Annotated in this window: 26 protein-coding genes; 18 read left to right on the forward strand and 8 right to left on the reverse strand. The window is 52.4% G+C overall.

The annotated features are described in order from the left end of the window. Window positions 1-138 precede the first annotated feature (138 nt). On the forward strand, window positions 139-1,968 hold the full coding sequence (locus JJB07_RS03755; RefSeq protein ID WP_201631241.1) for an APC family permease: 1,830 nt from the start codon (window positions 139-141) through the stop codon (window positions 1,966-1,968). 53 nt (window positions 1,969-2,021) lie between these two features. On the opposite strand, the gene JJB07_RS03760 is transcribed toward JJB07_RS03755, so the two are convergent. Further along, window positions 2,022-3,542 carry a methyl-accepting chemotaxis protein gene (locus tag JJB07_RS03760; RefSeq protein ID WP_201631243.1) on the reverse strand — a complete coding sequence of 507 codons (1,521 nt, stop codon included), beginning with the start codon at window positions 3,540-3,542 and terminating at the stop codon, window positions 2,022-2,024. A 239-nt stretch (window positions 3,543-3,781) separates the two neighbouring features. On the opposite strand from JJB07_RS03760, the gene JJB07_RS03765 reads away from it, so the two are divergent. Both JJB07_RS03765 and JJB07_RS03770 read left to right on the forward strand, forming a co-directional pair. Next, window positions 3,782-5,758 (forward strand): putative bifunctional diguanylate cyclase/phosphodiesterase, encoded by a 1,977-nt coding sequence (locus tag JJB07_RS03765; RefSeq protein ID WP_201631245.1) that lies wholly within the window; start codon window positions 3,782-3,784, stop codon window positions 5,756-5,758. Between the two features lie 131 nt (window positions 5,759-5,889). After that, window positions 5,890-6,513, forward strand: coding sequence for a GNAT family N-acetyltransferase (locus JJB07_RS03770; protein WP_201631247.1), 624 nt, complete (start codon window positions 5,890-5,892; stop codon window positions 6,511-6,513). A gap of 5 nt (window positions 6,514-6,518) precedes the next feature. Here JJB07_RS03770 and JJB07_RS03775 read toward each other — a convergent pair whose 3' ends face one another. The 3 genes from JJB07_RS03775 to JJB07_RS03785 form a co-directional block, all read right to left on the reverse strand. Continuing rightward, the gene (locus JJB07_RS03775) at window positions 6,519-7,091 is read right to left on the reverse strand and encodes a bifunctional transcriptional activator/DNA repair enzyme AdaA (RefSeq protein WP_201631248.1); all 573 of its coding nucleotides are present in this window, start codon (window positions 7,089-7,091) and stop codon (window positions 6,519-6,521) included. 74 nt (window positions 7,092-7,165) lie between these two features. Continuing rightward, window positions 7,166-7,969 (reverse strand): putative protein N(5)-glutamine methyltransferase, encoded by an 804-nt coding sequence (locus JJB07_RS03780; protein WP_201631249.1) that lies wholly within the window; start codon window positions 7,967-7,969, stop codon window positions 7,166-7,168. 161 nt (window positions 7,970-8,130) lie between these two features. Next, window positions 8,131-9,600, reverse strand: coding sequence for a protein adenylyltransferase SelO (locus JJB07_RS03785; RefSeq protein WP_430727203.1), 1,470 nt, complete (start codon window positions 9,598-9,600; stop codon window positions 8,131-8,133). 452 nt (window positions 9,601-10,052) lie between these two features. Here JJB07_RS03785 and JJB07_RS03790 point away from each other — a divergent pair, with 452 nt between their 5' ends. The 7 genes from JJB07_RS03790 to JJB07_RS03820 all read left to right on the forward strand — a co-directional run bounded on the left by JJB07_RS03790 (window position 10,053) and on the right by JJB07_RS03820 (window position 16,821). Further along, window positions 10,053-11,474, forward strand: coding sequence for a DNA/RNA non-specific endonuclease (locus JJB07_RS03790; protein WP_201631251.1), 1,422 nt, complete (start codon window positions 10,053-10,055; stop codon window positions 11,472-11,474). 11 nt (window positions 11,475-11,485) lie between these two features. Continuing rightward, window positions 11,486-11,950, forward strand: coding sequence for a DUF600 domain-containing protein (locus tag JJB07_RS03795; protein WP_201631252.1), 465 nt, complete (start codon window positions 11,486-11,488; stop codon window positions 11,948-11,950). 471 nt (window positions 11,951-12,421) lie between these two features. After that, window positions 12,422-13,717, forward strand: coding sequence for a lysine 2,3-aminomutase (kamA, locus tag JJB07_RS03800; protein WP_201631253.1), 1,296 nt, complete (start codon window positions 12,422-12,424; stop codon window positions 13,715-13,717). Then, the gene (ablB, locus tag JJB07_RS03805) at window positions 13,710-14,576 is read left to right on the forward strand and encodes a putative beta-lysine N-acetyltransferase (RefSeq protein ID WP_201631255.1); all 867 of its coding nucleotides are present in this window, start codon (window positions 13,710-13,712) and stop codon (window positions 14,574-14,576) included. Before kamA ends, ablB begins: the two co-directional genes overlap by 8 nt. After that, window positions 14,573-15,376 (forward strand): ABC transporter substrate-binding protein, encoded by an 804-nt coding sequence (locus JJB07_RS03810; RefSeq protein ID WP_201631256.1) that lies wholly within the window; start codon window positions 14,573-14,575, stop codon window positions 15,374-15,376. Before ablB ends, JJB07_RS03810 begins: the two co-directional genes overlap by 4 nt. A gap of 69 nt (window positions 15,377-15,445) precedes the next feature. Next, complete coding sequence (locus JJB07_RS03815) at window positions 15,446-16,102, forward strand: amino acid ABC transporter permease (protein ID WP_201631257.1); 657 nt, start codon at window positions 15,446-15,448, stop codon at window positions 16,100-16,102. After that, window positions 16,099-16,821 (forward strand): amino acid ABC transporter ATP-binding protein, encoded by a 723-nt coding sequence (locus JJB07_RS03820; RefSeq protein WP_201631258.1) that lies wholly within the window; start codon window positions 16,099-16,101, stop codon window positions 16,819-16,821. Before JJB07_RS03815 ends, JJB07_RS03820 begins: the two co-directional genes overlap by 4 nt. Before the next feature lie 100 nt (window positions 16,822-16,921). Here the strand turns inward: JJB07_RS03820 and JJB07_RS03825 are convergent, their stop codons facing one another. After that, the gene (locus JJB07_RS03825) at window positions 16,922-17,311 is read right to left on the reverse strand and encodes a hypothetical protein (RefSeq protein WP_201631259.1); all 390 of its coding nucleotides are present in this window, start codon (window positions 17,309-17,311) and stop codon (window positions 16,922-16,924) included. Window positions 17,312-17,635: 324 nt separating this feature from the next. Between JJB07_RS03825 and JJB07_RS03830 the strand changes: the two genes are divergently transcribed. Together JJB07_RS03830 and JJB07_RS03835 are read left to right on the forward strand one after the other, a co-directional pair. Next, window positions 17,636-19,003: a WXG100 family type VII secretion target gene (locus JJB07_RS03830; RefSeq protein WP_201631260.1), complete on the forward strand. Its 1,368-nt coding sequence runs from the start codon at window positions 17,636-17,638 to the stop codon at window positions 19,001-19,003. Further along, on the forward strand, window positions 19,003-19,467 hold the full coding sequence (locus JJB07_RS03835; RefSeq protein WP_201631261.1) for a hypothetical protein: 465 nt from the start codon (window positions 19,003-19,005) through the stop codon (window positions 19,465-19,467). Before JJB07_RS03830 ends, JJB07_RS03835 begins: the two co-directional genes overlap by 1 nt. Window positions 19,468-19,663: 196 nt before the next feature. Here JJB07_RS03835 and JJB07_RS03840 read toward each other — a convergent pair whose 3' ends face one another. Then, window positions 19,664-20,206, reverse strand: a complete 543-nt coding sequence (locus tag JJB07_RS03840; protein WP_201631263.1) for a DUF1697 domain-containing protein — start codon at window positions 20,204-20,206, stop codon at window positions 19,664-19,666. Window positions 20,207-20,294: 88 nt separating this feature from the next. On the opposite strand from JJB07_RS03840, the gene JJB07_RS03845 reads away from it, so the two are divergent. Further along, window positions 20,295-20,804: a hypothetical protein gene (locus tag JJB07_RS03845; RefSeq protein ID WP_201631265.1), complete on the forward strand. Its 510-nt coding sequence runs from the start codon at window positions 20,295-20,297 to the stop codon at window positions 20,802-20,804. 28 nt (window positions 20,805-20,832) lie between these two features. Then, complete coding sequence (locus tag JJB07_RS03850; RefSeq protein ID WP_201631267.1) at window positions 20,833-22,338, forward strand: glycoside hydrolase family 32 protein; 1,506 nt, start codon at window positions 20,833-20,835, stop codon at window positions 22,336-22,338. Here JJB07_RS03850 and JJB07_RS03855 read toward each other — a convergent pair. Together JJB07_RS03855 and JJB07_RS03860 are read right to left on the reverse strand one after the other, a co-directional pair. After that, window positions 22,333-22,794: a CBO0543 family protein gene (locus tag JJB07_RS03855; RefSeq protein ID WP_201631269.1), complete on the reverse strand. Its 462-nt coding sequence runs from the start codon at window positions 22,792-22,794 to the stop codon at window positions 22,333-22,335. The two genes, JJB07_RS03850 and JJB07_RS03855, sit on opposite strands and share 6 nt — an antisense overlap. Continuing rightward, complete coding sequence (locus tag JJB07_RS03860; RefSeq protein WP_236587593.1) at window positions 22,784-23,281, reverse strand: CBO0543 family protein; 498 nt, start codon at window positions 23,279-23,281, stop codon at window positions 22,784-22,786. The genes JJB07_RS03855 and JJB07_RS03860 overlap by 11 nt, the downstream gene beginning before the upstream one ends. A gap of 142 nt (window positions 23,282-23,423) precedes the next feature. Here JJB07_RS03860 and JJB07_RS03865 point away from each other — a divergent pair, with 142 nt between their 5' ends. The 4 genes from JJB07_RS03865 to msrA all read left to right on the forward strand — a co-directional run bounded on the left by JJB07_RS03865 (window position 23,424) and on the right by msrA (window position 26,555). Further along, a complete protein-coding gene (locus JJB07_RS03865; protein WP_201631271.1) occupies window positions 23,424-24,773 on the forward strand; it encodes an RHS repeat-associated core domain-containing protein in 1,350 nt (449 codons plus the stop codon). 45 nt (window positions 24,774-24,818) lie between these two features. Then, window positions 24,819-25,265, forward strand: a complete 447-nt coding sequence (locus tag JJB07_RS03870) for a YxiF family protein (protein ID WP_430727213.1) — start codon at window positions 24,819-24,821, stop codon at window positions 25,263-25,265. 76 nt (window positions 25,266-25,341) lie between these two features. Further along, window positions 25,342-25,509 (forward strand): bacteriocin immunity protein, encoded by a 168-nt coding sequence (locus JJB07_RS24170; protein WP_488266381.1) that lies wholly within the window; start codon window positions 25,342-25,344, stop codon window positions 25,507-25,509. Window positions 25,510-25,604: 95 nt separating this feature from the next. Further along, window positions 25,605-26,555 (forward strand): peptide-methionine (S)-S-oxide reductase MsrA, encoded by a 951-nt coding sequence (gene msrA / locus JJB07_RS03875; RefSeq protein ID WP_201631275.1) that lies wholly within the window; start codon window positions 25,605-25,607, stop codon window positions 26,553-26,555. The last annotated feature ends 43 nt before the right edge of the window (window positions 26,556-26,598 follow it).

The raw sequence follows: 26,598 nt of genomic DNA on the forward strand, positions 1-26,598 counted from the left end.
TGTCGGGCGACCGAGAGTCGGGTGATTCGTAGACCGGTGTAGACTTCTGTTTTTCGCAGAAACACGCGAAAAGTAGGAGTGTGCATCGGTCTTTTTTCGTACAGCCATGAATCTAATGAAGAAAAAAGGTGGTTTTGCATGTTTCGCGATCTGAAACGGTTTTTGATCGGGCGACCGATGAAGTCTTCGCAATTGGATCATGAACGGCTCCCGAAGTGGAAAGCGTTGCCGATTCTCTCCTCAGATGCGCTGTCGTCCGTGGCCTACGGGACGGAAGCGATCCTCGGCGTCCTCGTCGCCGTCAGTGCCTCGGCGATGTGGTACTCCTTGCCGATCTCGCTGGCGATCGTCTTGCTGTTGACGACGCTGATCCTCTCGTACCGGCAGATTATCTACGCCTACCCGAGCGGCGGCGGTGCGTATGTCGTTTCCAAAGACCAACTGGGCGACAAGTTTGCCCTCGTCGCGGGAGCCTCGCTGCTCATCGACTATATCTTGACCGTAGCGGTTTCGATCACGGCGGGTGTCGCTGCGATTACGTCGGCGTTCCCCTCGTTTCTTGAGCACAAAGTATTGATCTCCGTCCTCATGGTTCTGCTCATCATGGTGCTCAACTTGCGCGGGGTGACCGAATCGGCGACGGTGTTCTCCTACCCGACGTATGCGTTCATCCTCGGCTTGCTCGTGCTGATCGTCGCCGGACTTTTTTCGCTCAAAAACGGACACGTCGACGTCGATCTCTCGCGACCGCATGAAGTGGCGATCAACGGAATTACGTGGTTTGTGATCTTGCAGGCGTTTTCTTCCGGCTGTTCGGCGCTGACGGGGGTGGAAGCGATCTCCAACGCCACCCCGAACTTCCGAAGCCCCGAGGGCAAAAACGCCGCCAACACGCTCGGCGTGCTCGGCATCTTGCTCGCCGTGCTGTTCGCGGGAACTTCATTGCTTGCGTACCTGTATCACGTCGCGCCGCATCCGCATGTCACCGTTCTCTCGCAAGTGGCGGAGGAAGTGTTCGGACGCGGGGGTCTGTACTATTACATCCAAGGCACCACCGCTTTGATTCTCATCTTGGCGGCGAATACGTCGTTTACGGGATTCCCGTTGTTGGCGGCGCTGATGGCGAAGGACGGCTACATGCCGCGCCAGTTCACGTTGCGCGGGGACCGACTGGGGTATTCGATTGGCATCATCGCGCTGTCGCTCGCGGCGATTCTCTTGATCGTCGCGTTCCACGGCGATACCGATCTCTTGATTCCGCTGTATGCGATCGGGGTGTTCCTGTCGTTTACGTTGTCCCAGACGGGGATGGTGCGTCGCTGGTTCCGTCTGCGAGATCGAGGCTGGCAGGGCAAAGCGTTGATCAACGGCATCGGCGCCGTCGTTTCCTTGGCGGTTCTCACGATCTTTGCAGTCACGAAGTTCGAAGAGGGAGCTTGGGTCGTGCTGGTGATTCTGCCGATCATCGTCGTCTGCTTCCTGCGCATTCGCAGTCACTATGATGTCGTCGCTTCGGAATTGCGTCTCGACATTCAAAAGGTACACCCGCAGCAGACTGGCAACTTGGTCATCATCCCGATCTCCAGCATCTCGCAGGTCGTCAACGAATCGATCGCCTACGCGATGTCGCTGACACGGCCGGAGAACATCATTTGCGTGTACATCGGGTTCGACTTCGAGGCCCTTCATGCGATGGAGGAGAAGTGGAGGCAGTGGAACCCGGGCGTCCGACTCGTCACCCTGCGTTCGCAATATCGCTCCATTCTGCGGCCCTTGTTCCGCTTCGTAGACTCCGCCGAAGCGCGGGTTTCGGAGAACGACTTCATCACCCTGCTCGTGCCGGAGTTCGTCACGCGCAAATGGTGGCACCGCATCTTGCACAACCAGACGTCGCTGCTGATCAAAGCGTGGGCTCTGCACAGCAAGGACATCATCGTCATCTCGGTGCCGTACCGATTGAAAAACTAACAGGTCTCGGAAAAAGAGGACGCAACCACCGTGCGGTGGTTGCGTCCTTTTTTCTACTGGTCCTGAAATTGCTGTTGGAGGGAGAGCGAGAGTTGCTTGAGGCGGCGCAGTTCGGTGTTGACGACAATGTTTGCGTGAAGTTGGGTTTCGGTGATGACTTTGGCTTGTTCCATCGAAGCGACGCACTCTTCGGTGACAGAGGCGATGTTGGTCATCTCGCCGGAGATGTGCTTGGAGTTCCGATTGATGTCTTCAATAGAAGAGTTGAGATGGCGGATGGCATCCATCAGCCCTTCGGTGACTTCGGTCATGCGGAACATGCCTTCGATGGAGCTCTCGGCTTGCGATACGGAACGCGACGTGGCAACGCGTCCGATGGCGATCTGTTTCACCGATTTTTCGGAGTCGTCGCTGAGTTTGGTGAGGATGACTTTGATTTCCTCGGTGGCTTGGCGGCTCTGTTCCGCCAGTTTGCGAATCTCGTCCGCAACGACGGCGAATCCGCGACCGTGCTCGCCGGCGCGGGCTGCTTCGATGGAGGCGTTGAGCGCCAGCAAGTTGGTTTGCTCGGCGACTTTTTGGATCGTCAGGATGATGCCGCCGACTTTCTGCGATTCGGTGTTGAGGGCGGAGATGGTCTGCTCGGAGGTCACGTTCGTTTCGGAGACGACCAAGATCTGCTCGTACAGGGCGCGGATGTTGGCAATCGTCGTGGAGATGATCTCGGCGGCGTGTTGGGCTCGGGTGTGCATCGAGTTCGAGGCTTCGGCCGTCGTGCCGATGCGGCCGTTGATGCCCTGCAAGTCGCGCTCGATCTGCGCGATCGAATGGCTGGAAGTTTCCAGTCCATCGGAAATTTGCGACACCGCTTGCAACATCTCTTCGCTGGACTGGATGACGTCGTCCGATTGCAAGGAGACGACGCCAGACATGTGCTCCAAATCGGTGGAGAGTGTGCGGACGCTGCTCCATGCGTTTTGCAGGGTGGCGGCTTGGGCGGCTTTTTCCGCTTCGAGTTGGAGGGTTAGTTTTTGTTTTTGCAAAAGCAGCCAGGAAGTGGCTCCGGAGGTCAGCACGAGAAAGACGGCGTGCGTGCAGAGCATAGTGAACGAATAGGTAGGTACGCCGAAGACCAATTCCGGGACGACGAAGAAGCCGAGCACATGTTGCAGGGCGAACAGGACGGTCATCGCGAGCAGCAGCGGAACGCTTTCGTAAAAGGCGAGGAATGCGATCACCATGAAGATGGAGAAATGAAATTCCACGGTACCGCCGCCGCCGGCGATGATCGAGAAGCTGGCGAAAGTCAGGGTGAGCATGATGAGGAGCGGGAGCAACTTGTGGTCTTGCTGTCTGACAAATGCCACGATGGCGGTGAGCAACAAAAGTACGGGCAAGGCGAGCACTACATTTAATAGGACCTGAGACGGGGCGGCGTGGGAGACCATGTTGTCCATCGAACTCATGGAGTGCGAGAACAAGTGAAGAGAGCGTTGCAGAACATGGACGAGGAACGAAAGCGCGACGGTTCCCGTTGCGAGCCAGAGCATCAGGCGGTTTTTTTGCTGAATCATGATCGGTGGACCCCCTGAAGAAATTTGTTTTTGTTTTGTATAGGTATTGTATACTGAATACTTCTTTTTTGTATACCTGATATTTCATACCCCTATTGAAGAATTTTAGTTGCATCGAAGGAAAGAATTGTTCGCAATAGACAGGAAACGACAAGAATCACGTCGAAAGTAAGTGCAAAAGAATTCGAATGAAAAAGACGCGATTGCGATCGATCATACAAGGGGCGGGGGGTGACTTCATGAGTCTGTATTACATGCTCTCCATATTGATACGAAGTGTGGCGACGGTCTGGACGATTTCCGCCGTGCGCAGGTTCCGAGATTGGCGGTTGGTTACGGTCGCGACTGCGGTGGGCTCGGTGTTGGTCTACCAACTGTACCTGCTGTTCGTTTGGTATTTGGGAGATGCTTGGCGGTGGACGGGGAGCAAGACGGACACGTATTGGTTGATGGACAGTGTCTTCACGACGCTCGCCGTGTTCTATGTCGTGAAGATCATTGGCGAACAACGGGTCACCGAACAGCGACTCAAGGACAAGGAGCAACTCTATCGCTCACTGTTTGAACATAACCAAGACGCCGTCTATACGATGGACATTGACGGCCGCTTCTTGACGTCGAATCCGGCTTGTGAACGCGTGATGGGCTACAGTTTGGAAGCGTTGCAGAGCAAGGGCTATGCGAACATCATCGTGCCGGAAGACATCGAGTTGGTCGTTCAGAATTTCCGAAGTGCGGTTCAGGGCGAAGCGACGGAGTTTGAGTGCCGAACCTTGAAACCCGATGGAGGTTGCAACGACTTTTTAGTCAAGTTCGTTCCGATGTACATCAACGGTGAGATCGTGGGTGTCTACGGGATCGGCAAGGACATTACGAAGCAAAAACTGGCAGATGAACGGGTGCGCAAGATGGCGTTCTACGATGTGTTGACCGACTTGCCGAACCGCGTGTTGTTTGAACAGCGTTTGGATCAGGAGTTGGAGCGGGCGAGAACGCGCGGGCAGATGCTGGCGGTGATGTTTTTTGACCTCGACCGCTTTAAGTTCATCAACGATACGTTCGGGCACGGCATCGGCGACAGGTTGTTGCAGGCGGTTTCGGAACGGTTGATGACGACGGTGGAGGCGGATGCGATTTTTTCCCGCATTTCCGGGGATGAATTCACGGCGTTGCTCCCGAATGTCAAGGATGTCCAAGAGGTGACCGAAGCGGCGCAGCAAGTGATTCAGACGTTGCAACGACCGTTCGTGTTGGATGGCAACGAGATTTTCATCACGTCAAGCATCGGCATCTCGCTCTACCCGAACGACGGGTCCGGGGCGGAGCAGTTGGTGCGCCATGCAGATACGGCGATGTATCGGGCCAAGGAGAACGGGCGGAACAACTACCAACTGTTCCAATCGGCGATGAACAAGCAGGTGACGGAGCGACTGGCGTTGGAGCACGACTTGCGCAAAGCGTTGGAGCGTGAGGAATTCGTCGTCTACTACCAGCCGCAGGTCAACTCGTCCACGGGGATCGTATTCGGGTTGGAAGCGTTGGTTCGCTGGCAACACCCGACGCGGGGGATGGTTTCGCCTGCGGAGTTTATCCCTTTAGCGGAAGAGAGCGGCCTGATCGTCCCGATCGGCGAGTGGGTGTTGCGAAAGTCGTGCGAGCAGGTGAAGAGTTGGCAGCGTGTGTTCCCGAATCTGCGGGCGGCCGTGAACTTGTCCGCTCGGCAGTTTCAGAGCGACGATCTCGTAGAGACGGTGGCACGGGTGTTGCGGGAGACGGAACTCGACGCGCATTGCTTGGATTTGGAGATCACCGAGAGCACGACGATGCACAATGTCGACCGCGCGATTTCGACGATGCACGGGTTGAAGCAGTTGGGCATCCAGATTTCGCTGGACGACTTCGGGACGGGGTATTCGTCGTTGAGCTACCTCAAGCACTTCCCGATCCACATGTTGAAAATCGACCGTTCGTTCGTGCGCGATATCACCACGGACGAGGACGATGCTTCAATCGTGGCCTCGGTCATCGCGATGGCGCACAGTTTGAATCTCCATGTCATCGCGGAGGGTGTCGAGACGGAGGAGCAGTTGGGGTATCTCATGGAGCGCGGCTGTGACCAGATGCAAGGGTATCTGTTCTCTCCCCCGCTTCCGGTTGAGAAGTGTGACGAACTTCTCCATTTTATTAACAAGACACGAGTGGGTAGTACAGGATGATACGAAAAAAACAGCCTGCCGGATCAGTAGGATTCGGGACAGGCTGTTTTTTTTGTAAAAAGACTTTCAGAGGAGTCGTCGGACGTTTGGCGAATAGTTGAGTCAGAAATTGAAGTGTGGAGGATCAGCCATTGACTACAAATAGAGAATCCAATTTGGAAATCTCGGTCGTGCCCGCCAATGATGCGTCCTGGGACGACTTGGACGCCGTGCTCGGCTCGGCTCGGTGCCACGGGGGACGGTGCTATTGCCAGAGGTTCAAAATCCCTGCTTCGAAGTGGCGCGAGGTGGAAGATGACGAGCGTGCCTTCTTGCTTCGCGCAGAGAGCAATTGCGGGGAGCCGGAGTCGAGCACAACCAGCGGACTTGTCGCGTACCTGGACGGTCAACCGGTCGGATGGTGTGCGGTTGAGCCCAGGATCGCCTACCCCAATCTACTGAAGAGCCGAGTTCCGTGGGCGGAACGGGACGAGGACAAGTCCGACAAAGGCGTATGGACCATCACGTGCTTCGTCGTGCGCAAGGGCTATCGTCGGCGCGGGATTACTTACGCCCTCACGCGAGCTGCCGTAGACTTTGCTCAGAAGCAAGGTGCCCGTGCCATTGAAGGGTATCCGATGGTCACCGTGCAGGGAGAAGAAATCACTTGGGGTGAGCTTCATGTCGGGAGTCACAAAGCCTTTGTTGCAGCCGGTTTCCGGGAGGTAACCAGACCCACCACACGCCGAGTCGTGATGCGTCTCGAACTCGTGTAGGATGCTTACCTCTTCGGATTCGTATGGGCCATCAGCCGATATTCACTGGGGGAGCATTGTTTGATTCTACGAAATGCTCGATAAAAATTCGAAGGGCTTTGGAATCCCACTTCGTAGCAAATTTCGAGGTTCGTTTTTTCGGAGTGGGCGAGAAGATGGGCCGCTTTGTCGACTCGGATTTTTTCTAAATATGTACGAGGTGTTTCGGCGGTCATCTGTTTGAACAGTCTTTCCAGATAAAAAGGACTGACACCCGTTTGCTTCGCGATGTCTGGTAAGACCAGCTTTTGTTTGTGATGCTCGACCAAGAATGCCATGACGTTTGTGATCAGGTCCATCTGAGGGGAGCGGTCTCGCTCCGGCTGGCATCTTTTACAAGGTCGGTAACCAGCCGCTTCTACTTCGGGCATGGTGAGATAGAAGGTGACGTTGACTTGTTTGGGCTTTCTGGCTTTGCAGGAAGGGCGACAATAAATTTTTGTCGTTTTTACCGCTGTGTAGAACAAACCATCGTAGGCGCTGTCACACGCGATGATTTTCTCCCACATTTCTTCGAAGGAAAGGTTGATCGTCGCCATGGTGCTACCCCCTCGTGAGTGATAGACCTACTATAGCAAGGGAGAGATTCGAATTCGTCCTGTTTCTTGCTCTTCTAGTTGGTGGGAGTGTCACAGGGCGGTTTGGTTCCGATGACGACGGTTGCGTCCAGTTCATCGGAGGTGATCACTTGCGGGATGAGACCGTTGGTAGCGAAGATTTCGAGAGTTAGCGGTGCTTGCCGCTCACTGGTTTCGACCAGCAAGTGACCGCCCGGTGCCAGCCAGAGTGGTGCGGCGGCGGCTACACGTCGTTGGATGTCAAGTCCGTCTGTGCCTCCGTCGAGAGCTACTCGTGCCTCATAAATGCGCGCCTCCGGAGGCATCAATTCAATCGCCTCGGTGGGAACATAGGGGGCGTTTGCGATCAGTACGTTGACACGGCCTTGCAATGTGGCGGGCAATGGGTCGTAGAGGTCACCTTCGAATACGTGACCATTGGCGTCGATGTTGCGACGGGCACACCGGACCGCAGCCGGGTCGATATCTGCGGCGTACAATTCGACGTTGTTTAGGCTTGCGGCCAGTACCGCTGCCACCGCGCCAGTGCCGCAACAAAGTTCTACGACGACAGGGTTGGCAGTTTGGCGGGAGAGTTGGATCACTTGGCTGGCGAGGAACTCGGTTCGGCGGCGGGGGACGAAGACTCCTGATTCCACAGAGATTCGCAATCCGTAAAAATCCGCCCAACCGACGATGTGTTCAAGGGGCAATCCGGCGACTCGCTTGTCTACCATTTCATCGAGCTCGGTCTGTGTCTGAGCAGTGGAGACGAGCAGTTCAGCCTCCTCCTCGGCAAAGACACAGCCGGCGGAACGAAGTTTTGCGATTAGGGTTGTGGGGATAGAAGATTTAGTCATGTCGAGAGGGTCGTTTTCTGCGTTTTTGGGAGTCAATATTCTATATCTCCTTCATAAAAAGTAGCCGATGGAAACGTTTTGCGATGAGCGTATTATACCATCCGTGTGACCAAACTTTTATAAAAAAAACGCGTCCTCTTGGGCGCGTTTTTTCGTACGTATTAAGTCCCGCAAAATGTTCGGTACGGACGGTCTGACGGCGCAGGCAGTTCGGTGTAATCCGCCTGTTCGGGGGTGTGCGCGAAGGGGGTTGCGAGAACAGCAAGAAGTTTTTCCATCACGCTGTAGTCTCCGTGTTCCGAGGCGCTTGCAAGAGCCGCTTCGACTCGGTGGTTGCGTGGGATGACCGCAGGGTTGCTGTTGCGCATCAACTCTTGGGAATCGGCTTTCGATTCCTGCTGTCTGTCGAGTCGCGCCTGCCATTGCTCATGCCACTGCGTAAATTCCGGGGTTCCAAAAAGGGCGGTGTCCTCCAGCGTACCAAACGTTAAGGCACGGAAGGTATTGGTATAGTCCGCACGGTGCGTCTGCATCATGCTGAGCAGGTTTTCAAAAAGGGACTCATCCTCTTTCTCTTCGGTAAAGAGCCCCAGTTTGGCGCGCATTCCCGCAAACCAATTCCGTTGATACAACTCATTGTACTCGGCAATCGCAGCCTGGGCGATTTGGATCGCTTGCTCCTCCTCGTCATGCAGTAACGGCAAGAGAGTCTCCGCAAAACGCGCCAGATTCCACCCGCCGATATACGGCTGATTGCCATACGCATAGCGGCCTTGCACGTCGATGGAACTGAAGACCGTCGCCGGGTCATAGGCATCCATGAAGGCGCACGGACCGTAATCGATGGTTTCCCCACTGATGGTCATGTTGTCGGTGTTCATCACGCCGTGGATAAAGCCAACCAGTTGCCACTTCGCAATCAGTGCGGCTTGACGCTTGATGACGGCTTGAAGCAAGGCGAGATAGCGGTTCTCAGCATCTGCGGCTTCCGGATAGTGACGTTGAACAGCATAATCCGCAAGGGTCCGGAGCTCCTCGACAGTGCCCCATTTGGCAGCGTATTGGAAGGTTCCGACACGCAGATGGCTCGAAGCAACACGGGTCAGAACGGCACCGGGCAGGTAGGTTTCGCGGATGACTTTCTCACCAGTTGCTACTACTGCGAGACTGCGGGTGGTCGGAATGCCAAGCGCATGCATGGCTTCGCTGATGATGTATTCGCGCAACATCGGCCCAAGTGCCGCTCGACCGTCACCTCCACGCGAGTAGGGCGTCCATCCGCCACCTTTGAGCTGGATGTCAAACCGCTCACCTGCAGGCGTGATCTGTTCGCTGATCAGCAGAGCCCTGCCGTCCCCTAACTTCGTAAAATGACCGAATTGATGCCCCGCATACGCTTGCGCAAGTGGTGCGGAACCTTCGGGAACTCGGTCGCCGGCGAACACGGCGACCCCATCTTCGCTTTGCAGAGCCTGTATGTCTAAACCCAGAGATGTTGCCAATGGATGATTGAGAATGACCAACTTTGGCGCGCGTACAGGGGTTGGGTTGTGGCTGGTAAAAAAGGTTTGCGGAAGTCGTGCATAGCTGTTGTCAAAGTTCCATCCTGTTTTTATACTTTCTTGACCCATTGTCATCGTGTCTCCTCTCTATCTTGCTGTGCTCATTCTGGGTAATTGTACCACGGTTACGTATGAAATATCCCCGCAACAAGTACAGTGGTGAGGATTACGATGTCAAGAATCTAAGAGCAAGGCTTGGTGTCTTGCCTCAAATCATTTTGAAATGAAGGAAGGTTTCTTTTAATGCATCTTGTTTCTCGATCGGACAAGGATGGACCCTTGAACTGGGAGAGATTCTATTCGGTGACAATCTTAGGGGAAGCCCACAAACTTCTTTCATATGAGCAATCCAACACGGTTTTGGAACGTAGCCGTATTTCTGTTTTACAAATGATTGAATTTGCTTATACGTAGCCAGAATCAGCACCTCCGCTTTTTTTGATGATAATTGATTCTATCATTATTATTTTAGTATCAACAAGAATAATGAAATATTTCGACCCGAGTGCTACCTGTGGCAGGTGGAGTATCCATCATCACACCCTTTGCAAGCGCTTCGTCTAGCGGATTCATACAACCTTCGATATTCAGCACACCAATTTATTGCAGGCGCTGATGCAATGAGAGGGCTGGCAAAACGGTATAGCGATTCAGCGCAGAATCTTTTACACTATTGGAAAGGACAGGCTGCTCAAAATTTCAGCCACGTCCATGAACAGATGGCGGTGGATTTGCAAAAATTGGCGGATGCTTTGGAGCGAACGGGAAGTGAACTCCAAACACTAGCCAGCCGGAACGACCATATTCAAGAGTTGAAGAGGCAGGCTCAGCAGGTTGAATGGCAGTTGGAGTATCTCGATTCTTCAGACCCACACTATGGGAGTCAAGCTTCCAGCATACGCCAGCGCGCGCATGACCTTTATTATGCGGCTGAGATGGAAGCCCGTGTGGCGGAAGAGAGAGCAGTGAGTGCATTTCGAGAGATTGAGTCAGTCACGAACTCACTCTTCGTAACGGCTGTTCACTTTCACCAACCAGTCAATTCTGCACTGAAGGAACGTCATTGGTGGGAAAAAGCGATGGACTTCCTGAGCGGTGCTGTATACTCAGTCGCGGCCTCGGAATCGTGGGGGTTGTTGGAGCTCGCAGTCGATGATGATGCCGATCTCCGAAGTGATGAGTATGTAGAAGGCAAGATCTTCGGGGACTATCTTTCAACGGGGCTCGGAGTAGTAACGGCAATAGATGGTTTACTCGTGGCGGCTGGAGGAGCGGTTGGTGGTGCTCTTTTTTCTTGGACAGGCGTAGGTCTTGTCGCTGGAGCCGGAATTTCAGTAGTCGGTGTCGCGGAGTCTGCCTATGGTGCCGGAGTGGCTGTAAAAGGGTACACGAACCTTCAAAATGACAAAGCGATGATGGAGGCTCGTAGGTCTGAATCGAAGCCTTCTTCGACCGGAGATTCGACACCAAAACCAAGCAAGCCAAGTGAGGAAACCTTTGAAGATGTGCCATTTGATGAAAGTGGTAATTTAAAACCGAATATCCAATATCGAGCAGGGGAATATGATTATTTTTATGAGACTGATGAATTGGGAAGGCTCAGTAAGTTTGAGGCTGGCGACTTACAGTTGACCAAAAGAGAAAACCGGCTTGATCATAACCCCAATACACCAGGGAAAAAAGAGGGGGATCATGCAGGACATCTTGCCGGGGATCGATTTGGTGGTTCGCCAGAGTTGGATAATTTAGTTTCTCAATCTAGCAGTGTTAATTTAAGCCAATACAAAAGATTAGAAAATCAGTGGGCAAACGCGATAAAAGATGGGAAACAGGTGAAAGTTAACGTGCTGGTAGAATATACAGAAGATAATGTGAGGCCATCTAGGTTTAAAGTGCAATATGAGATAGATGGGGATTATTTTGAAAAAATGATCATCAATTAGGAGGGAAGTAGATGCAGAAAATTTTCGAGGATACTTTCAGTGAATTACAGGCGGATATGGTTTCGATCTGCTTGGAATACGTTCGTGACCGAGCAGATAAAATTTATATTTATTGCTCGCACGAAGAAGGGATGATTTCGAGTAACTTCTTCTATTGTATTAATGGGCAAATCGTTAAGAAGAATAAGCTTAATGATGCCCTGACTCAAAACGCAAACTTTGCATATGACACATCCGTAGAAAGGCAACGTGGCGTTGTGAGGGTGATCAATGATAATATCTTAGGTTTGATAAATTTGTGCAAGAAATACAGTCGTGAGATGCCAACGGAAATGAAGCTTGTGTATGATGTAGAAAAAAATAAACTGGTGGCAGAGTACAAGTATGATTTAGTTTATACTCCCGACCCTGACAAAACTGCAGACGACATTGTTTCAGAGTGGTTTGAGCAGGTTCGCGCGGACAATGGGAAGTAAAAATGAAAAAAGATGCGCCCGTGAAATGGGGTGCATCTTTTTTGAGTTCTACTTGTTCAAAAACAGGTCTGCTTAAACCCGCTGAACTTATTGCGGTCTCTTCGGTCTTCGAACCAGCTCCCCGTCCCCGTCAGCGGAGGCATGTTGGAGGAACGTGAGTGGTGTGCCTAAGGGGAGCAGTAAGTAGAAAAGTAAGTCGATTCAGATCCCGAAACTGTAGGTAAGCCTCACTTTACTTCATTTCCCCACACGCTAAACAGCTCCGAATCTGTGTCAACCTCTGTACGAATCGGCAGGATATGGGAAGAATTAGCTATAAATCCAAGGTCACTCCCCCTGACCCTGCCTCCTCCCGAGTCAGGGGGACTCACTCTATCTGAGCCACATTGCCCAGACAAGCTAGGTTTCGGTACGATTAAGTAGCAAAGAATTTTGAACTTTATCAAGACGAGATTTATGAGGGAGGTAAGAATGAACAGCAAAGGTATCGTACGAACCCATCCTGTTGTGAACAAACGGCATTATCGTGACATCCCCCTATGGAAAGACGTGACTGACGACGAGTGGAACGATTGGATGTGGCAACTTACCCATACGATCAATACCTTGGAACAGTTGGAACAGGTGATTCCCCTGACTGAAGAAGAACGAGTCGGGATCGCGCACGTCAATGATTCCATCCCCCTACGCATCACCCCCTACTATGCGATGATGATGGACCCGGACGATCCGAATTGTCCGATTCGTCTCCAAGCGGTTCCAATCTCCCACGAGATTGAACGAACGCCTTGGGACATGGCAGACCCCTTGCATGAAGATGAGGATTCTCCAGCTCCCGGTCTGACCCATCGCTACCCCGATCGAGTTCTCTTTTTGATCACCAACCAATGCTCCATGTATTGCAGACACTGTACACGTCGCCGATTCTCCGGGCAAGTCGGGCATTCGGTGCCGAAGCAACAGCTCGACAAAGCAATTGAATATATTCGCAATACACCGAAGATTCGGGATGTTTTGCTCTCCGGTGGGGACGGTCTGCTGGTAAACGACCGCACGTTGGAATACATCATCTCGGAACTGCGAGCCATCCCGCATGTGGAAATCATTCGGATCGGCACACGAGCCCCCGTCGTTTTCCCGCAGCGAATCACCGACGACCTCGTGCAGATGTTGCGGAAGTACCATCCGGTCTGGATCAACACGCATTTCAATCATCCTGCCGAATTCACATCCGAGGCGATTGAAGCGTGTGAAAAAATCGTAGATGCCGGCATACCGCTTGGAAACCAATCGGTGCTGATGCGCGGTGTGAACGACTGTGTGCATGTGATGAAAGACTTGCTACATCGTTGTGTTCGACACCGAGTCCGTCCGTACTACATCTACCAATGCGATCTGTCCGAAGGCATTCAGCATTTCCGTACGACCGTCGCCAAAGGTTTAGAAATTATGGAACAGTTGCGCGGACACACGTCCGGGTACGCCGTCCCTACGTATGTTGTCGATGCACCGGGCGGCGGAGGCAAGATTCCGGTCATGCCGAACTACGTCATCTCGCAAGGGCACGCCAAGATCGTGCTCCGCAATTTCGAAGGCGTGATCAGCACGTATCACGAACCGACTTACGAAGACTCCGGATGTCCGCCGACTTGCACACATGATCATCATGGATCGCAAGAGGAGGAGATCGGAATCGCGGCGTTGCTCAATGACCGTCAACTCGCCTTGGAGCCAATCGGCCTGAAAAGGGGGGAACGACGTGGCTAAACCGGAAAAAGCGTTGCGTCAAATGCCGCTCGTCCAAGAGCCGACCGTAACGGTCGATGCCTTGAACCAGCGAATTTTGATCCGAAACTTTCGCACGGACATGTGGCCGGCACTTAAACGTCGGATGCACAAAGAGATGCAAGCACAACCGTTTCAAAAAGTCGTCCTGCTGTCCAGAGAGCAAGAAGTGCGTTTCCTGATGCAGCAAGGATTTGTCTTGGAAGCGACGGTCGATCAGTATTGGCAAGATGGCCCCGTGTATTATATGAGCCGCTTTTTAACGTCTGAAAGAAGGGAGGCGGCTCATTGGGTCAAGGAAGACTCGTTACTCGAAGACGTACTACGGACAGAGGGGCACTCCCTTCCTCCTCTGAGCGTGCCATTTCAAGTTCGCCAAGCGACGGCACGCGATATTCCTCAACTGGCAGCCCTCTATCGGAAGGTCTTTGCCAGTTATCCAAGCCCTTTGACCGAACCGGCTTACTTGAAAAAGTCGCTGGTGGTCAATCCGTTTTCTGTGATCGAAGTGAACGGCGAGATCGTGTCGGCAGCCGCTGCTGAAATCGACGCGGAGTACCGCAACGCCGAGATGACGAATTGCGCGACAGATGATGCGTATCGTGGACGGGGTCTGATGCGCCACCTCTTGCGCCATTTGGAAGATCGTTTGATCGAGCGCAACATCGTGAACGCGTTCAGCATCGCACGGGCCCGTTCCTTCGGAATGAATGCAGCTCTGCACCAAGAGGGCTATCGATACGGCGGTCGTCTCGTCAACAATTGTCACATCTGTGGCAACTTTGAAGACATGAACGTATGGGGCAAAGTTCTCAAGAAAACAAAGGGGGCTTGGTCATGAAGACTTGGGGGATGGGATCGTTTGGCGCTGCACTTTTGTTGACACTTGTCGTCAGCGGGTGCGGCACCAAAGACACGGCGACCTCCGCCACTGCGGAGCAAGCGGATGAAAAACCGGTGTTTCACTATGCGATGAGCGGGTTGTACAAACCGTTTAATTTCAAAGAAAATGGCAACTTGCAAGGGTTTGACGTCGAGATCGGGCAAGCGCTGGCGGATAAGATGGGCATGAAGCCGGAGCCGGTGACCAACCCCTGGGAAACGTTGATTCAAGGCTTGCAGGCCAAAAAATACGACGCGATCCTCGGCAGTATGACCATCACCAAGGAACGGGAAAAAGCGGTGGACTTCACCGACCCGTATTACCGTTCGGGTGCGCAGATTTTCGTGCGATCCGACAGCAACGATGTACAAACTCCGACCGACCTCCAAGGCAAGCGCATCGGGGTGGTCAAGGCGAGTACGTACAAAACTTTGGCCGAACAGTACAGCGATCACGTGTCCACGTACGACAGCGACCTGACAGCTTTGATGGACTTGCCAACGAAACGATTGGATGTGGTCATCACCGATCAAATGGTTGGTTTCCGCGGGATCAAGGAAGGCGTGTTGAAAATCAAGCCGGTGGGGGAACCGTTGACTCATGATGACCAAGGGATCGCCGTTCGAAAAGGGGACCAAGAACTGCGAGACAAACTGAACAAGGCCCTTCAGGAAATCGAGAAGGACGGGACCTACGAGAAAATAAGCCAGAAATGGTTCGGCCGCAACATCCTCGGCCAAAGCGATACCCAGCACTAATTCCTACTACTGATTGGACGCCGGATCTGGATTTGGCGTCCTACTCTTTTGGAAACGGAGGGATGTTCGTTGTTTGAAATCTTGCAATCATCGTCCGGTTTGTTTTTGCAAGCGATGTTGCTCACGTTGCGCTTGACTGCCATGTCGCTTTTGATCGGATGTGTGATCGGTCTTTTGTTTGCTTTTTTCCGACTTTCTTCTCTGCGCGTGCTGCAAGTTCTCGCCAATGTCTACATTGCGGTGATTCGGGGAACACCGCTGATTGTCCAGATTGCGATCCTGTATTTTGGGATTTCGTCGTTGATTGTCCTCTCCCCGTTTTGGGCAGGAGTATGGGCGCTGGGGATTCACAGCGGTGCGTACATCGCTGAAATTTTTCGCGGTTCGATTCAGTCGATTGATCGCGGACAAATGGAAGCGGCTCGCTCTCTGGGGATGAATACTCCGTTGGCGATGCGTCGCATCGTCTTGCCACAAGCGTTTCGCCGGGCACTTCCGTCTCTTGGTAACCAGTTTATTATCGGGCTCAAGGATTCATCGTTGGTGGCCTACGTCGGTATGTCCGACTTGTGGGGGACTGCGCTGAGCGAAGCAGCTTCGAACTTCAGGCAATTGGATACGTATATGGCGGTCGGTTTGTATTATCTGGTGCTTGTGCTGGCAATCTCCTACTTGGTCCATCGGATGGAACGAAAATTGGATGTACGAGGGGGAAGCGTGTCATGATCCGGGTGCGTAATTTGCATAAGAAATTCGGGGACGTGAACGTATTGCGCGGGATCGACCTGCATGTCAAAAAAAATGAAGTGGTGGTCTTGATCGGACCCTCCGGCTCTGGAAAAAGCACGCTGTTGCGTTGCTTGAATTTTTTAGAAGAGGTGCAAGAGGGGGAAATCTGGTTAAACGATGGACTTGTGAACCCTCGCAAAGACAATTTGAATGAGGTCAGGCAACATCTGGGCATGGTCTTCCAACAGTTCCACTTGTTCCCGCACAAAACGGCACTGGAGAACATTATGGAAGCTCCTGTATATGTCAAAAAACAAGCGCGGCAAGAGGCGGAGCAATGGGCCCGCGAATTGCTTGATCAGGTCGGGTTGTCCGACAAAGCGAACGCCTATCCGAGTCAATTGTCCGGAGGGCAGAAGCAGCGCGTGGCGATTGCCCGCGCACTTGCGATGAAGCCCGATGCTCTGTTGTTCGATGAGCCAACCTCTGCGCTCGACCCCGAGTTGGTGAACGAAGTTTTGCAAGTGATGAAAGAGTTAGCCGATCAAGGCATGACGATGATCGTCGTGACACATGAAATGGGGTTCGCCCGTGAAGTGGCCGACAAAGTGGTGGTGATGGACCATGGTCGTCTCGTCGAACAAGGCACGCCCGAACAGGTATTCAACTCGCCGCGGAAGGAGCGGACGAAAAAGTTTTTGCAACAAGTCCTGTAGCAGTACTACGGGCCATGTAAACCAAGCAAGCCAAGCTCGGTGATGTAGAACAAAGCCCTCTATGTCCAATGACACGAGGGCTTTTTCGTTCTATGTTCTCTCAATGAATGGAGAGCAGCAAACAAGACACAAACGCAACTCCCGTCAGCGGGGTCATGATGATCTTCTCATACTTACTTTTCGACGCGAGATTCCCTAGGGTGTTTAACGCCATGAACCCTGTGATCACCCAGAGCAAGAGATGAGGCGGCCGGAACCCTACAGAAATCACGTCTGTATCCCCGAGCACCACCAATGCCATACAAACAAGCAACACCGCCCCAACCAGACTCGCGAATCGGAGATTTGCAGGTAAAACGCCCTTGTGCTTCCCGCCCCAACTGGCCTCGCCGAGGGGAGCACCGAAGGTGAGTAACAGTTGAAAAATTGCGACCACTAGAAAAATGACAACGCTGATAATTGCCGGGATCTCGACATTGATTCCTGACATTCTCTTGGCCTCCTCATCTATTCATTTACTAAAAATTCCAATTCCACCACAAGTATAGCATAAAAAACTTCCCCACCTCACACAAACTTCCGCGTATCATTGTTCCGGCTGAACCGATACGTCTCCGCCAGCGCAAACGCGTCAGGATGATCTTCATGCCTTCCCGAGTGAAGGAGTTGTCGTCCGCGATGAGCACTATTATTTTCAAGGGGAGATTCCCTCCTGTGTAAATGGGTCTGTGTACCGTCATCGTACCATGTGAATCGTCTACTGTGCATGTATTTTCCAATTTGGTATGATGAGAGAAAAAGGGTGTACGTACTCGTGTTTCATGCGGATTCTTATAACCTACGATATGCGGCACACCAGTTTGGTGCATGTGCCAACGAGATGAGAGGGCAGGCCAAGCGATACAGCAATTCTGCGCAACATCTCTTGCAGTACTGGAAAGGGGACGCGGCGCAGAGCTTTTGCTATGTTCACGAGCAGATGGCGCAGGACATGCAGCAGTTGGCAGGTGCTCTGGAGCGAACGGCGAGCGAGCTTCAAACGCTGGCGAACCGGAACGACCACGTGCAAGAACTCAAGCGTCAAGCCCAGCAGGTCGAGTGGCAGTTGCAAAGTCTCAACTCCTCAGACCCGAATTACGAGAGTGAAGCCCATTACTACCGCCAGCGTGCGCATGATTTGTATTACGCGGCGGAGATGGAGGCTCGTGCGGACGACGAGCGGGCCGCATCTGCGTTTCGAGAGATCGAGTCGGTGATGAACTCGCTGTTTTTACATGCCGTGCAGAATCATTCGTCTGCTAGTGCAAGTTCTACACCGAAAGTGCATCCTTGGTGGGAAAAAGCGATGGATTTCGTCAGCGGTGCCGTGTACTCGATTGCCTCTTCGAGTTCGTGGGGGCTGTTGGAATGGGCGGTCGATGATGAGGCGGACCTGCGAAGCGATGAGTATATGGAAGGAAAAATCTTCGGGGACTACCTCTCGACAGGAATCGGCGTGGTCACCGCCCTTGACGGCCTCCTCGTAGCAGCCGGAGGAGCGGCCGGCGGAGTCCTCCTCTCCTGGACAGGCGTCGGTGCCGTCGCCGGAGCCGGAGTAGCAGTCGCTGGTGTCGCCGAAGCCGGTTATGGAGCGGGGATTGCGTATAAGGGGTATAGCAATCTGAAGCAAGACCAAGCCTTGATGGAGGCGAGGAAGTCTCAGTCCGAGTCTGTGGGACCGGGAGAATCATCCTCTACGAAGAACAGTGAAAGTACTGCCTCGGCAAAGAAACCTCTCCCTGACTGGTTAAAGAAACAATGGGATGCTGGAAATACTTTTAATAAGGAAAATCGACCGCGCTATCCGTATAATGAAGTAGAAGTAGTAGTTGACGGGCAAAAATATGTCGTGGATTCCTATGTTCCAGGAAAGGAAATTGTCTCTAGGAAATATACTCAACTTGCAGAAATCCAAGAAAAAACAGCGTTCAGTTACTTGTCTGAGTTTACGAAAAAGTATTCTTCCGGTGCAAAAATAACGGATGGAAGATTCAATCCAAACGCACTCAAAGGTGGTCGCTTAGAGGGTGAATTGGTGTTAGAAGTCCCAATACAATTCCAAGCAATACCTCAAAAAATACTAGATGAAGCAACCAAAAGGTTTATCATAATACGTGATATTAATGGGAAGGTGTACAACTGATGAAACTCTTTTACTGCGACAAATGGTCAAGCATAAGAAAGAAGCCTTGGAACATCCTCGACGAAAGTAGCGCGAAATTGCATCATAGTAAGCGGGAATCGTATACCGCTGTGTATTGTGAAGGTGATAAGCCCAAGTATATCGTGAACTTGACGGATAGTTGGGTATCGGTGAGTTTTTTAGATGAACTTCTCCGTAAGTACCTACATTATGATTTTGAAGTGCAGGCTGGCGATGATCTATTTTTGAAGACGGTGATGTTCTGGGAGTATGAAGGCGAAACGGACGTAGAAACAGACACTTTGATTTTGGGGTACCAAAGCAATGGACATATCGTTATGGAAAAAAGGAATCTCAAAACTGGAGAAGTTGAAGAACGTGAAGCAGTAGATGATGTTGCGAAGAATTGGGAGAAGTACCCTGATTTTGGGGATTATATGTCCCTTTGTAAAGAAGAAAGATAGAATAACTCTACGAAAACGCGATGTCGCAAATTCGGAGGCGGGTCATGATCGAACGCCTTTTAAGCGGTTGGAAAAAGCACTCCGGTGCTCAATTGGGCTTGTACCCATGCAAATCGACATGACAACAACTTTCGGTGCAACGTACGCAGCACCAAAAAAGAATGTCTTGGATCACCACGATCCAAGACATTCTTTTTTAGACCTCCATCGCTTGCATCATCTCCGCCAGTTTCGTCACCGTGTTCCAGTTGCGGGAGGACGCGGGTACTTTGAGTTTTTGCAGTTGATTCGTGAGTTTGGAGTCGAGAATTCGTTGGCGGTACCAGATGTGGATCTCGCGGCCGAGAATCTGGTATTCGTCGAATTCATTGGCCCCCGCAGACAGTTTTTCCAAGTCCTTCTCCGAGGGCTCCTCCCCCAAAAAAGTAACGTGGATGGAGTCTCCCTCCGCCAAGGAATCCGGAGAGTACGGACAATCCGCAATCACGCGTTTCAATTCATCCGCAGTTCGCAAAATCACAGCGACGGAGAAGCCGAACGCATTTTTGATCTCCGTTTCGATTTTCGTCTGGAGAGCCAGCGGGTCTTCCTCCGATTCGAACAGAACGTTGCCGCTTTGGATATACGTCTGTACACGTCCAAGCCCGTTGGTTTCCAGCAGTTGTTTCAGCTCGGCCATCTTGATCTTTTTATTCCCGCCTACATTAATCCCTCGTAACAACGCCAGATAGTGCATCACCTGTTTGCCCTCACTCTCCTATGTACCTGCTCCTCCCATCTTACCACACAGGCAATCATTGACAGCAGACGTTTCAGGTCGATACGATATGCATATGAAAAAATCGATCGCCATGCTCGCAATCCTGTCCATGCTAGTAGTAGGCTGCACCCAAGAACAGAACTACCTGCCAATTGCGCAGAACATCATTTCCGAAGAAGTAGGAAACTTGGACCCATACGGCTCTTTTTATATCGACAACAAGGAGGGGACGAAGTTCGTCTTGGCGCTCTCCACAACAGACGCCAAAACGGACCGTCTGACAAAAAGGCTGCAAAAAGCGCTGCCCTCGAACTCCTTGCTGATCAAAACCGACTACAAGTACCCGGTCGCCGAGCTGAAAAAAGTACAATCCCAACTCTCGCAAGACCTCCCGAAGTTGCTCACCAAAGGCAACGACGTGGTTGCCCTGTCCATCGACGAACCCGCAGACAAAGTCATCGTCGACGCCACGTCCTTGACGGATGAGACGAAGGCAAACTTGATAAACCAATACGGGGATAAAATCGGCTTCCAAACAGACCCAAGCCTCACCCACCCAACGCCCATCGCGAACTAAAGGAAATCAGGAAGAGAGGAATCCCACCATGTCACGTCAGGAAAGTCAGGATCGTCACGAACGCCATCAAGACCTAGCAAGAGACGCAGAACGCCGAGTCACCCAAGCCGCGCAAAAAACACTCGGCTCGCACCGTCTGGCCTACCACATCATGGCCCCTGCCAATTGGATCAACGACCCCAACGGATTGATTCAATACAAAGGGGAGTACCACGTCTTCTACCAGCATCACCCCGACTCCCCGAAGTGGGGCCCGATGCATTGGGGGCATGTGAGAAGCAAGGACTTGGTTCATTGGGAGCGACTGCCGATCGCGTTGGCACCCAGCGAAGAGTACGACCGAGACGGATGTTTTTCCGGATGTGCGGTGGTGAACGACGCGGGCGAGTTGACCCTGATCTACACCGGAAATGTTTGGACCAACGAGCAAGAAACCGAACTTCGGCAACAGCAGTGCTTGGCAACCTCCCGTGACGGGGTGACGTTTACCAAAGACGCAGAGCAGTTGCAAGTCCCCGACGTCCCGTTCGATTGTCAGGGCCATCTGCGCGACCCGAAAGTTTGGAAGGAGGGCGATCTCTGGTACATGATCTTGGGCACCCGGGAAGACAACGACGGAAAAGTCGTGCTCTACCGCTCGCAGAATTTGCGGGACTGGTCGTACATGGGCGTGGCAGCAGAGAGCGACGGAACGCTTGGGTACATGTGGGAGTGTCCCGATCTTTTTTCTCTGAACGGCAAAGAAGTCTTGGTGTTCTCCCCGCAAGGCATGGAGCCGCAGGGAGACCTCTACCAAAACTTGCACCAAACCGGGTATCTCGTCGGCCATTTGGACTACGAGACGGGGCGTTTGGAGCACGGGGCTTTCACCGAACTCGACAAGGGCTTTGACTTCTACGCGGCACAGACCTTCCTCGATGAACAGGGTCGGCGAATTCTGATCGGGTGGATGGACATGTGGGAATCGGCGATGCCGACTCAGGAGTACGGTTGGGCCGGTGCGCTCACGATTCCGCGACTTTTGGAGTTGACGGATGAGGACCGACTGCTTATGAAGCCGGTGCCGGAGTTGGAAGCACTGCGGGGAGAAGGTTTTCACGCGCAAGATGTGGAGGTCTCGTCAGGCACGCAGGTTTTGCAAAGCGTGAAAGGCGATGCCTTCGAGGTCCTGGCCGAGTTCGACCTGACCACCTGTGAAGCCGAAACGTTTGGGATCAAAGTCCGTTGTTCTGAGGAGGGAGCGGAGGAGACGGTCGTTTCATTCTCCAGGCAAACTTCAACCCTGACCTTCGACCGCAATCGCTCGGGAGCCGGTGTTGCAGGCGTGCGACGGGCACAACTCCACGGACGAGATCAGCAAACCTTGCGTCTCCACCTGTTCGTCGACCGCTCGTCACTTGAAGTTTTCGCCAACGACGGCGTGATCGTGCTGACAGGTCGAATCTATCCAAACGAAGCAAGCCAAGGCGTGCACCTGTTTGCAGAGGGCGGCTCGGTGAAACTCCTCTCTTTGGACGTATGGAAGCTGTCATGACACGAGCCCTTTTTGAAACCATCTTGTGAACCAAAACGTGGCGTAGATTTTCAACGAAAACGTCAGAAATGAACAGTACCAAGCCCAGTGTCGATACGCACTCAAATTCGTGTACGTTCTCAGAAGTTCCGCAAACAACGTCAACCCCAACGCGCACAGGAGGAAATGCCCCGCCTGTCTCCTCGGAGAGCGAGGTGCATACAAAACGAAAAGCATAATCAGCGTGGGGTAGAAGAGGGTGAACAACGAAAAATTAAACCGAGTGGCATGCGGAAATTCACGGACGGGGTATTCCACCCATCTCATTTGCACGACGGTCAGATCGATCGCCCACCCGAGCATCTGACAAAACAGCGCGGCAATCAAGGCGTGGTGGATTTTCTGTTTGGGCACCATCATCCAGAGCAAGGGGAGCATGATCCAAGACAGACTCAAGACCATGAATTCAACCGACATGAGCATCCTCCGTACTCGTGGTGAGACTCTTGCGATACCAGAAATAGAAGCGATGAATGAGGTAGAATGTCAGCAGGATCGACAGGAACGTCCAATACCACTCCCATTTCACGTAGGTGATGAGATTGGTGTACTTCTCCAAGATTTTCTCCACTCCGGTAATCGCAGACGTGTACAGCACATAATGAAGCAATTCCCGCCAGAAGCCTTTGCCCTCGGGATAATGCAAGTTGAACAACACGCAAAGTGCCGGATACACGTAAAACTCAAACGTGATACTCGTGCGGTTGGCGTAGCTGAGCAGTCGAACGGGGTATTCAATCCACCTCATCTCCACAACGAACAACCCCCCGCTGCAAGTCACGACCTGCTTGGACAAAAAAATCAGCCACGCATCCCGCAGTTTATCCTGGGGCACGTACATCCAGAGCAAAACGCCCGTTGCAATCCAAGAACCAACGAGAATCAAGACTTCAAGGGAGACCAAGACACATAGCCCCTTCCCCAGTATTGGAAAATCGTCATCGATGCAATGTTTTCCACATATAGGGGAGATTATCCCTGCTGTAAAAGGAATTCTGTCTCTGCGACAGGGTTCTTTTTTTATGTAGGCGGGCGATGCTCCGGACGTGGCACCGCTGACTCCGTTGGTGGATGCGACGATGACGTACACGTCGGACAACCGACTTGTGACGTTTAACGGACTTCCTGTAAACTACGATGCAGATGGGAATTTGCTCACCGTTCCGATGAACGGCATGTTGCAAGATTTTCAGTATGACGCTCGCAACCGTTTGATTTCAGCGGGTGGATACACCTATACGTACAACGCGGAGAACATCCGCACGGCTGTCAGCGGCAATGGCAAGACGACGAACTTCGTGGTCAACCCTCAATCGCTGTATTCGCAAGTGTTGATGGAAACCGATGAGCAAGGCAACATCATCTCACGCTACGTCTACGGCCTTGGATTGGTGGGACGTGAAGCGGTGGACGGCTCGTACAGCGTCTATCATTATGACCGTCGAGGCAGCACGACGTCGCTGACCGATGCGAGCGGTGAACTGACCGACACCTACATGTACGGTCCGTATGGGGAATTGATGGATCACCAAGGTACGACGGAAAACCATTTCCTGTACAATGGACGTTATGGAGTTGTGACGGATCCAAATGGTCTGTACTACATGCGTGCTCGTTATTACAGCCCGGAAATCAAGCGATTTGTAAACCGGGACGTAGTAAATGGCAATGTGGTAGACGGCCAATCGATGAACCACTTCGCCTTTGTCAACGGCAACCCGATCACGGGCGTTGATCCGTTCGGACTCAGCCGCGACGGCGACGACTCGACGCTTTCCAAAGCAGGCGACACCGTGCTCGACTTCATCCCGTGGGTCGGCACGATCAAAGGCTTCCAACAAGCTTTCAACGGCACCAACTATGTCACTGGCCAAACACTCTCCACCGGCGACCGCTGGGCGGAAGGGATTGGTTCTGTAACAGGCTTGATTCCGATTCCTGGCGCCAAGATTGGCGGTAAGTACCTTGCCAAAGGTGCATTCGCCCTGTTCGGCGGCTTTGTGAAGCAGGAAGCCAAAGAAGAAGCGAAACAAGAAGTAAAGCGCGGAATCACACTGAATCTGCAGTTGTTTGCAGCGAATAAAGCAGCAGATGAGGTCGTGCAGCAAGTCACCCGTCGACAAGCGTTCCGTGAGGCGAAGCGTGCAGCTGGTATCCCAGTTTCTGCACAATTTCTCAAACATGGATACGTCTACGATGGAACCTCGGAAAACCGTACCGTCTACGAGTTCCTTGTGGATGGGAAAAGTAAATATATCATTCTGCATGAAGAAGATAAAATGGGTCGTGGACCGCATTTCCACGGTGCAGATGATTCAAAAGGGAATCCGTTCGATAAAGGTCGTTATCAACAATATGAAGGACATTTTCCGGAAGACTTTGGCGGTTTCATCTAAAACAGAAGCGGAGGTGAGTTTATGAGTCAGGACAGGCAAGAAAAGATGCGTCAGTTAAAGCTCAAAGCCAAACGTAAAGAATTGGCAGGGCAACTGACGTGCCTTTCTCCGTCAGTGACATACGATTCCTTTCTCAGTGTCGACGAGACGATAACGTTGAGCAAGACCTTGTATCAATTGCTCTCCACCTTGCCAGTGACTCGTCAACTTGGCAAAGGTCACGACGAGGCTTACCAAGCCCTTGTACAAGTGAACTCTCAATTGGGGAAAGTTTCGGACGAACACGTCGTGTTGCTTCACCTTCAAGATCGAGACTCCGGGGCTGTGGTAATCAAAGTTTCTGATTACTTGGAACACCTCCAAATGTTGATGGACTTCGCAGGCTTTTTCATCGGACGTCGAGATTTCGTTCTCGTGCATCCGGAATTGGACTTTGGGATTTGTATTGAGCGTTTCGAGTATCACAACAATCTAGTTGTCTGGGGATTGTAATTCCCAGTATATTGCGCCCCTTAAAGTAGACTACTTTAACGGGCGGGGAGGTACACCATGGCAATGGATCGGGATCATGAAGGCTGAAGGGTCTGAAGAAGAGATTCATAACATGATCGAACTGCTTGAACGTAATGTACTGCATCCAGAGGTTAGTGATTTGATCTTTTGGGATAAACGGGAACTTAAAGCAGAAGAGATCGTCGATGAGGCTCTTGCTTACAAGCCAATTATTTTACCGTAGTACAAAGCCTGTCACACTCGTTGTGACAGGCTTCTTTTTCTGATACATGCACAGGACCAACAATGCTACAATAATAGGAAAAGGGGGTTGTTTCGATGGAAAAAGCGACGTTTGCCGGAGGGTGCTTCTGGTGCATGGTGACACCGTTTGAGGAGATGCCGGGGATTCACGGGATCGTGTCCGGCTACACGGGGGGACACACCGAAAACCCAACCTACGAAGAAGTCTGCTCGGAGACGACCGGACATGCGGAAGCGGTGCAGATTACGTTCGATCCGGAAGTGTTCCCGTATCAAAAACTGCTCGATCTCTTCTGGCGTCAGATCGACCCGACCGATGCGGGCGGGCAGTTTTATGATCGTGGGGAGTCGTACCGCACGGCGATTTTTACCCACAACGAAGAACAGAAGCGACTGGCGGAGGAGTCGAAGCGCGAACTCGCGGAGAGTGGGCGTTTTGACAAGCCGATTGCGACCCAGATCGTGCCCGCGGGCGTCTTCTACCCCGCCGAGGAATACCACCAAGGCTACCACAAGAAAAACCCGACCCACTACAAACGCTACCGTACCGGCTCGGGACGAGACGCTTTTATCGACCGTCATTGGTCGATGCGCAAAGACCAAGGGGAACTGCGTGAGCGCTTGACCCCGATCCAATACGCCGTCACGCAAGAGAACGGCACCGAACCGCCGTTTCGCAACGAGTTCTGGAATCACAAGGGCGAGGGTATCTACGTGGACATCGTCTCGGGCGAGCCGCTGTTTTCCTCGCTGGACAAGTTCGACTCCGATTGCGGTTGGCCGAGCTTCACCAAGCCGCTGAACATGAACAACGTCAAAGGACAGATGGACACAACGCATGGCATGGTGCGCATGGAAGTTCGCTCCCAACAGGCAGACTCTCACCTCGGCCATGTCTTTGACGACGGTCCGGGTCCGGACGGGCTGCGGTTCTGCATCAACTCGGCATCTCTTCGCTTCATCCCCAAGCAGGACTTGGAGAAGGAAGGTTATGGCGAGTACATACAACTGTTTCCCCAAGCATGAGGAAAAAAAGCTCCCTGCCACGAGGTTGGCAGGGAGCTTTTTT

Source organism: Tumebacillus amylolyticus (assembly GCF_016722965.1).
In the GTDB taxonomy this organism is placed as follows: Bacteria; Bacillota; Bacilli; order Tumebacillales; family Tumebacillaceae; genus Tumebacillus; species Tumebacillus amylolyticus.

Coding starts and splice junctions, on each gene's coding strand:
- JJB07_RS03835 (WP_201631261.1), top strand. CDS start 19,003: ATGAAACTCTTTTACTGCGACAAATGGTCAAGCATAAGAAAGAAGCCT.
- JJB07_RS03780 (WP_201631249.1), bottom strand. CDS start 7,969: ATGACTAAATCTTCTATCCCCACAACCCTAATCGCAAAACTTCGTTCC.
- JJB07_RS03850 (WP_201631267.1), top strand. CDS start 20,833: ATGTCACGTCAGGAAAGTCAGGATCGTCACGAACGCCATCAAGACCTA.
- JJB07_RS03755 (WP_201631241.1), top strand. CDS start 139: ATGTTTCGCGATCTGAAACGGTTTTTGATCGGGCGACCGATGAAGTCT.
- JJB07_RS03765 (WP_201631245.1), top strand. CDS start 3,782: ATGAGTCTGTATTACATGCTCTCCATATTGATACGAAGTGTGGCGACG.
- msrA (WP_201631275.1), top strand. CDS start 25,605: ATGGAAAAAGCGACGTTTGCCGGAGGGTGCTTCTGGTGCATGGTGACA.
- JJB07_RS03810 (WP_201631256.1), top strand. CDS start 14,573: ATGAAGACTTGGGGGATGGGATCGTTTGGCGCTGCACTTTTGTTGACA.
- JJB07_RS03845 (WP_201631265.1), top strand. CDS start 20,295: ATGCATATGAAAAAATCGATCGCCATGCTCGCAATCCTGTCCATGCTA.
- JJB07_RS03795 (WP_201631252.1), top strand. CDS start 11,486: ATGCAGAAAATTTTCGAGGATACTTTCAGTGAATTACAGGCGGATATG.
- kamA (WP_201631253.1), top strand. CDS start 12,422: ATGAACAGCAAAGGTATCGTACGAACCCATCCTGTTGTGAACAAACGG.
- JJB07_RS03820 (WP_201631258.1), top strand. CDS start 16,099: ATGATCCGGGTGCGTAATTTGCATAAGAAATTCGGGGACGTGAACGTA.
- JJB07_RS03825 (WP_201631259.1), bottom strand. CDS start 17,311: ATGTCAGGAATCAATGTCGAGATCCCGGCAATTATCAGCGTTGTCATT.
- JJB07_RS03855 (WP_201631269.1), bottom strand. CDS start 22,794: ATGTCGGTTGAATTCATGGTCTTGAGTCTGTCTTGGATCATGCTCCCC.
- JJB07_RS03785 (WP_430727203.1), bottom strand. CDS start 9,600: ATGGGTCAAGAAAGTATAAAAACAGGATGGAACTTTGACAACAGCTAT.
- JJB07_RS24170 (WP_488266381.1), top strand. CDS start 25,342: ATGAAGGCTGAAGGGTCTGAAGAAGAGATTCATAACATGATCGAACTG.
- JJB07_RS03870 (WP_430727213.1), top strand. CDS start 24,819: ATGCGTCAGTTAAAGCTCAAAGCCAAACGTAAAGAATTGGCAGGGCAA.
- JJB07_RS03760 (WP_201631243.1), bottom strand. CDS start 3,542: ATGATTCAGCAAAAAAACCGCCTGATGCTCTGGCTCGCAACGGGAACC.
- JJB07_RS03775 (WP_201631248.1), bottom strand. CDS start 7,091: ATGGCGACGATCAACCTTTCCTTCGAAGAAATGTGGGAGAAAATCATC.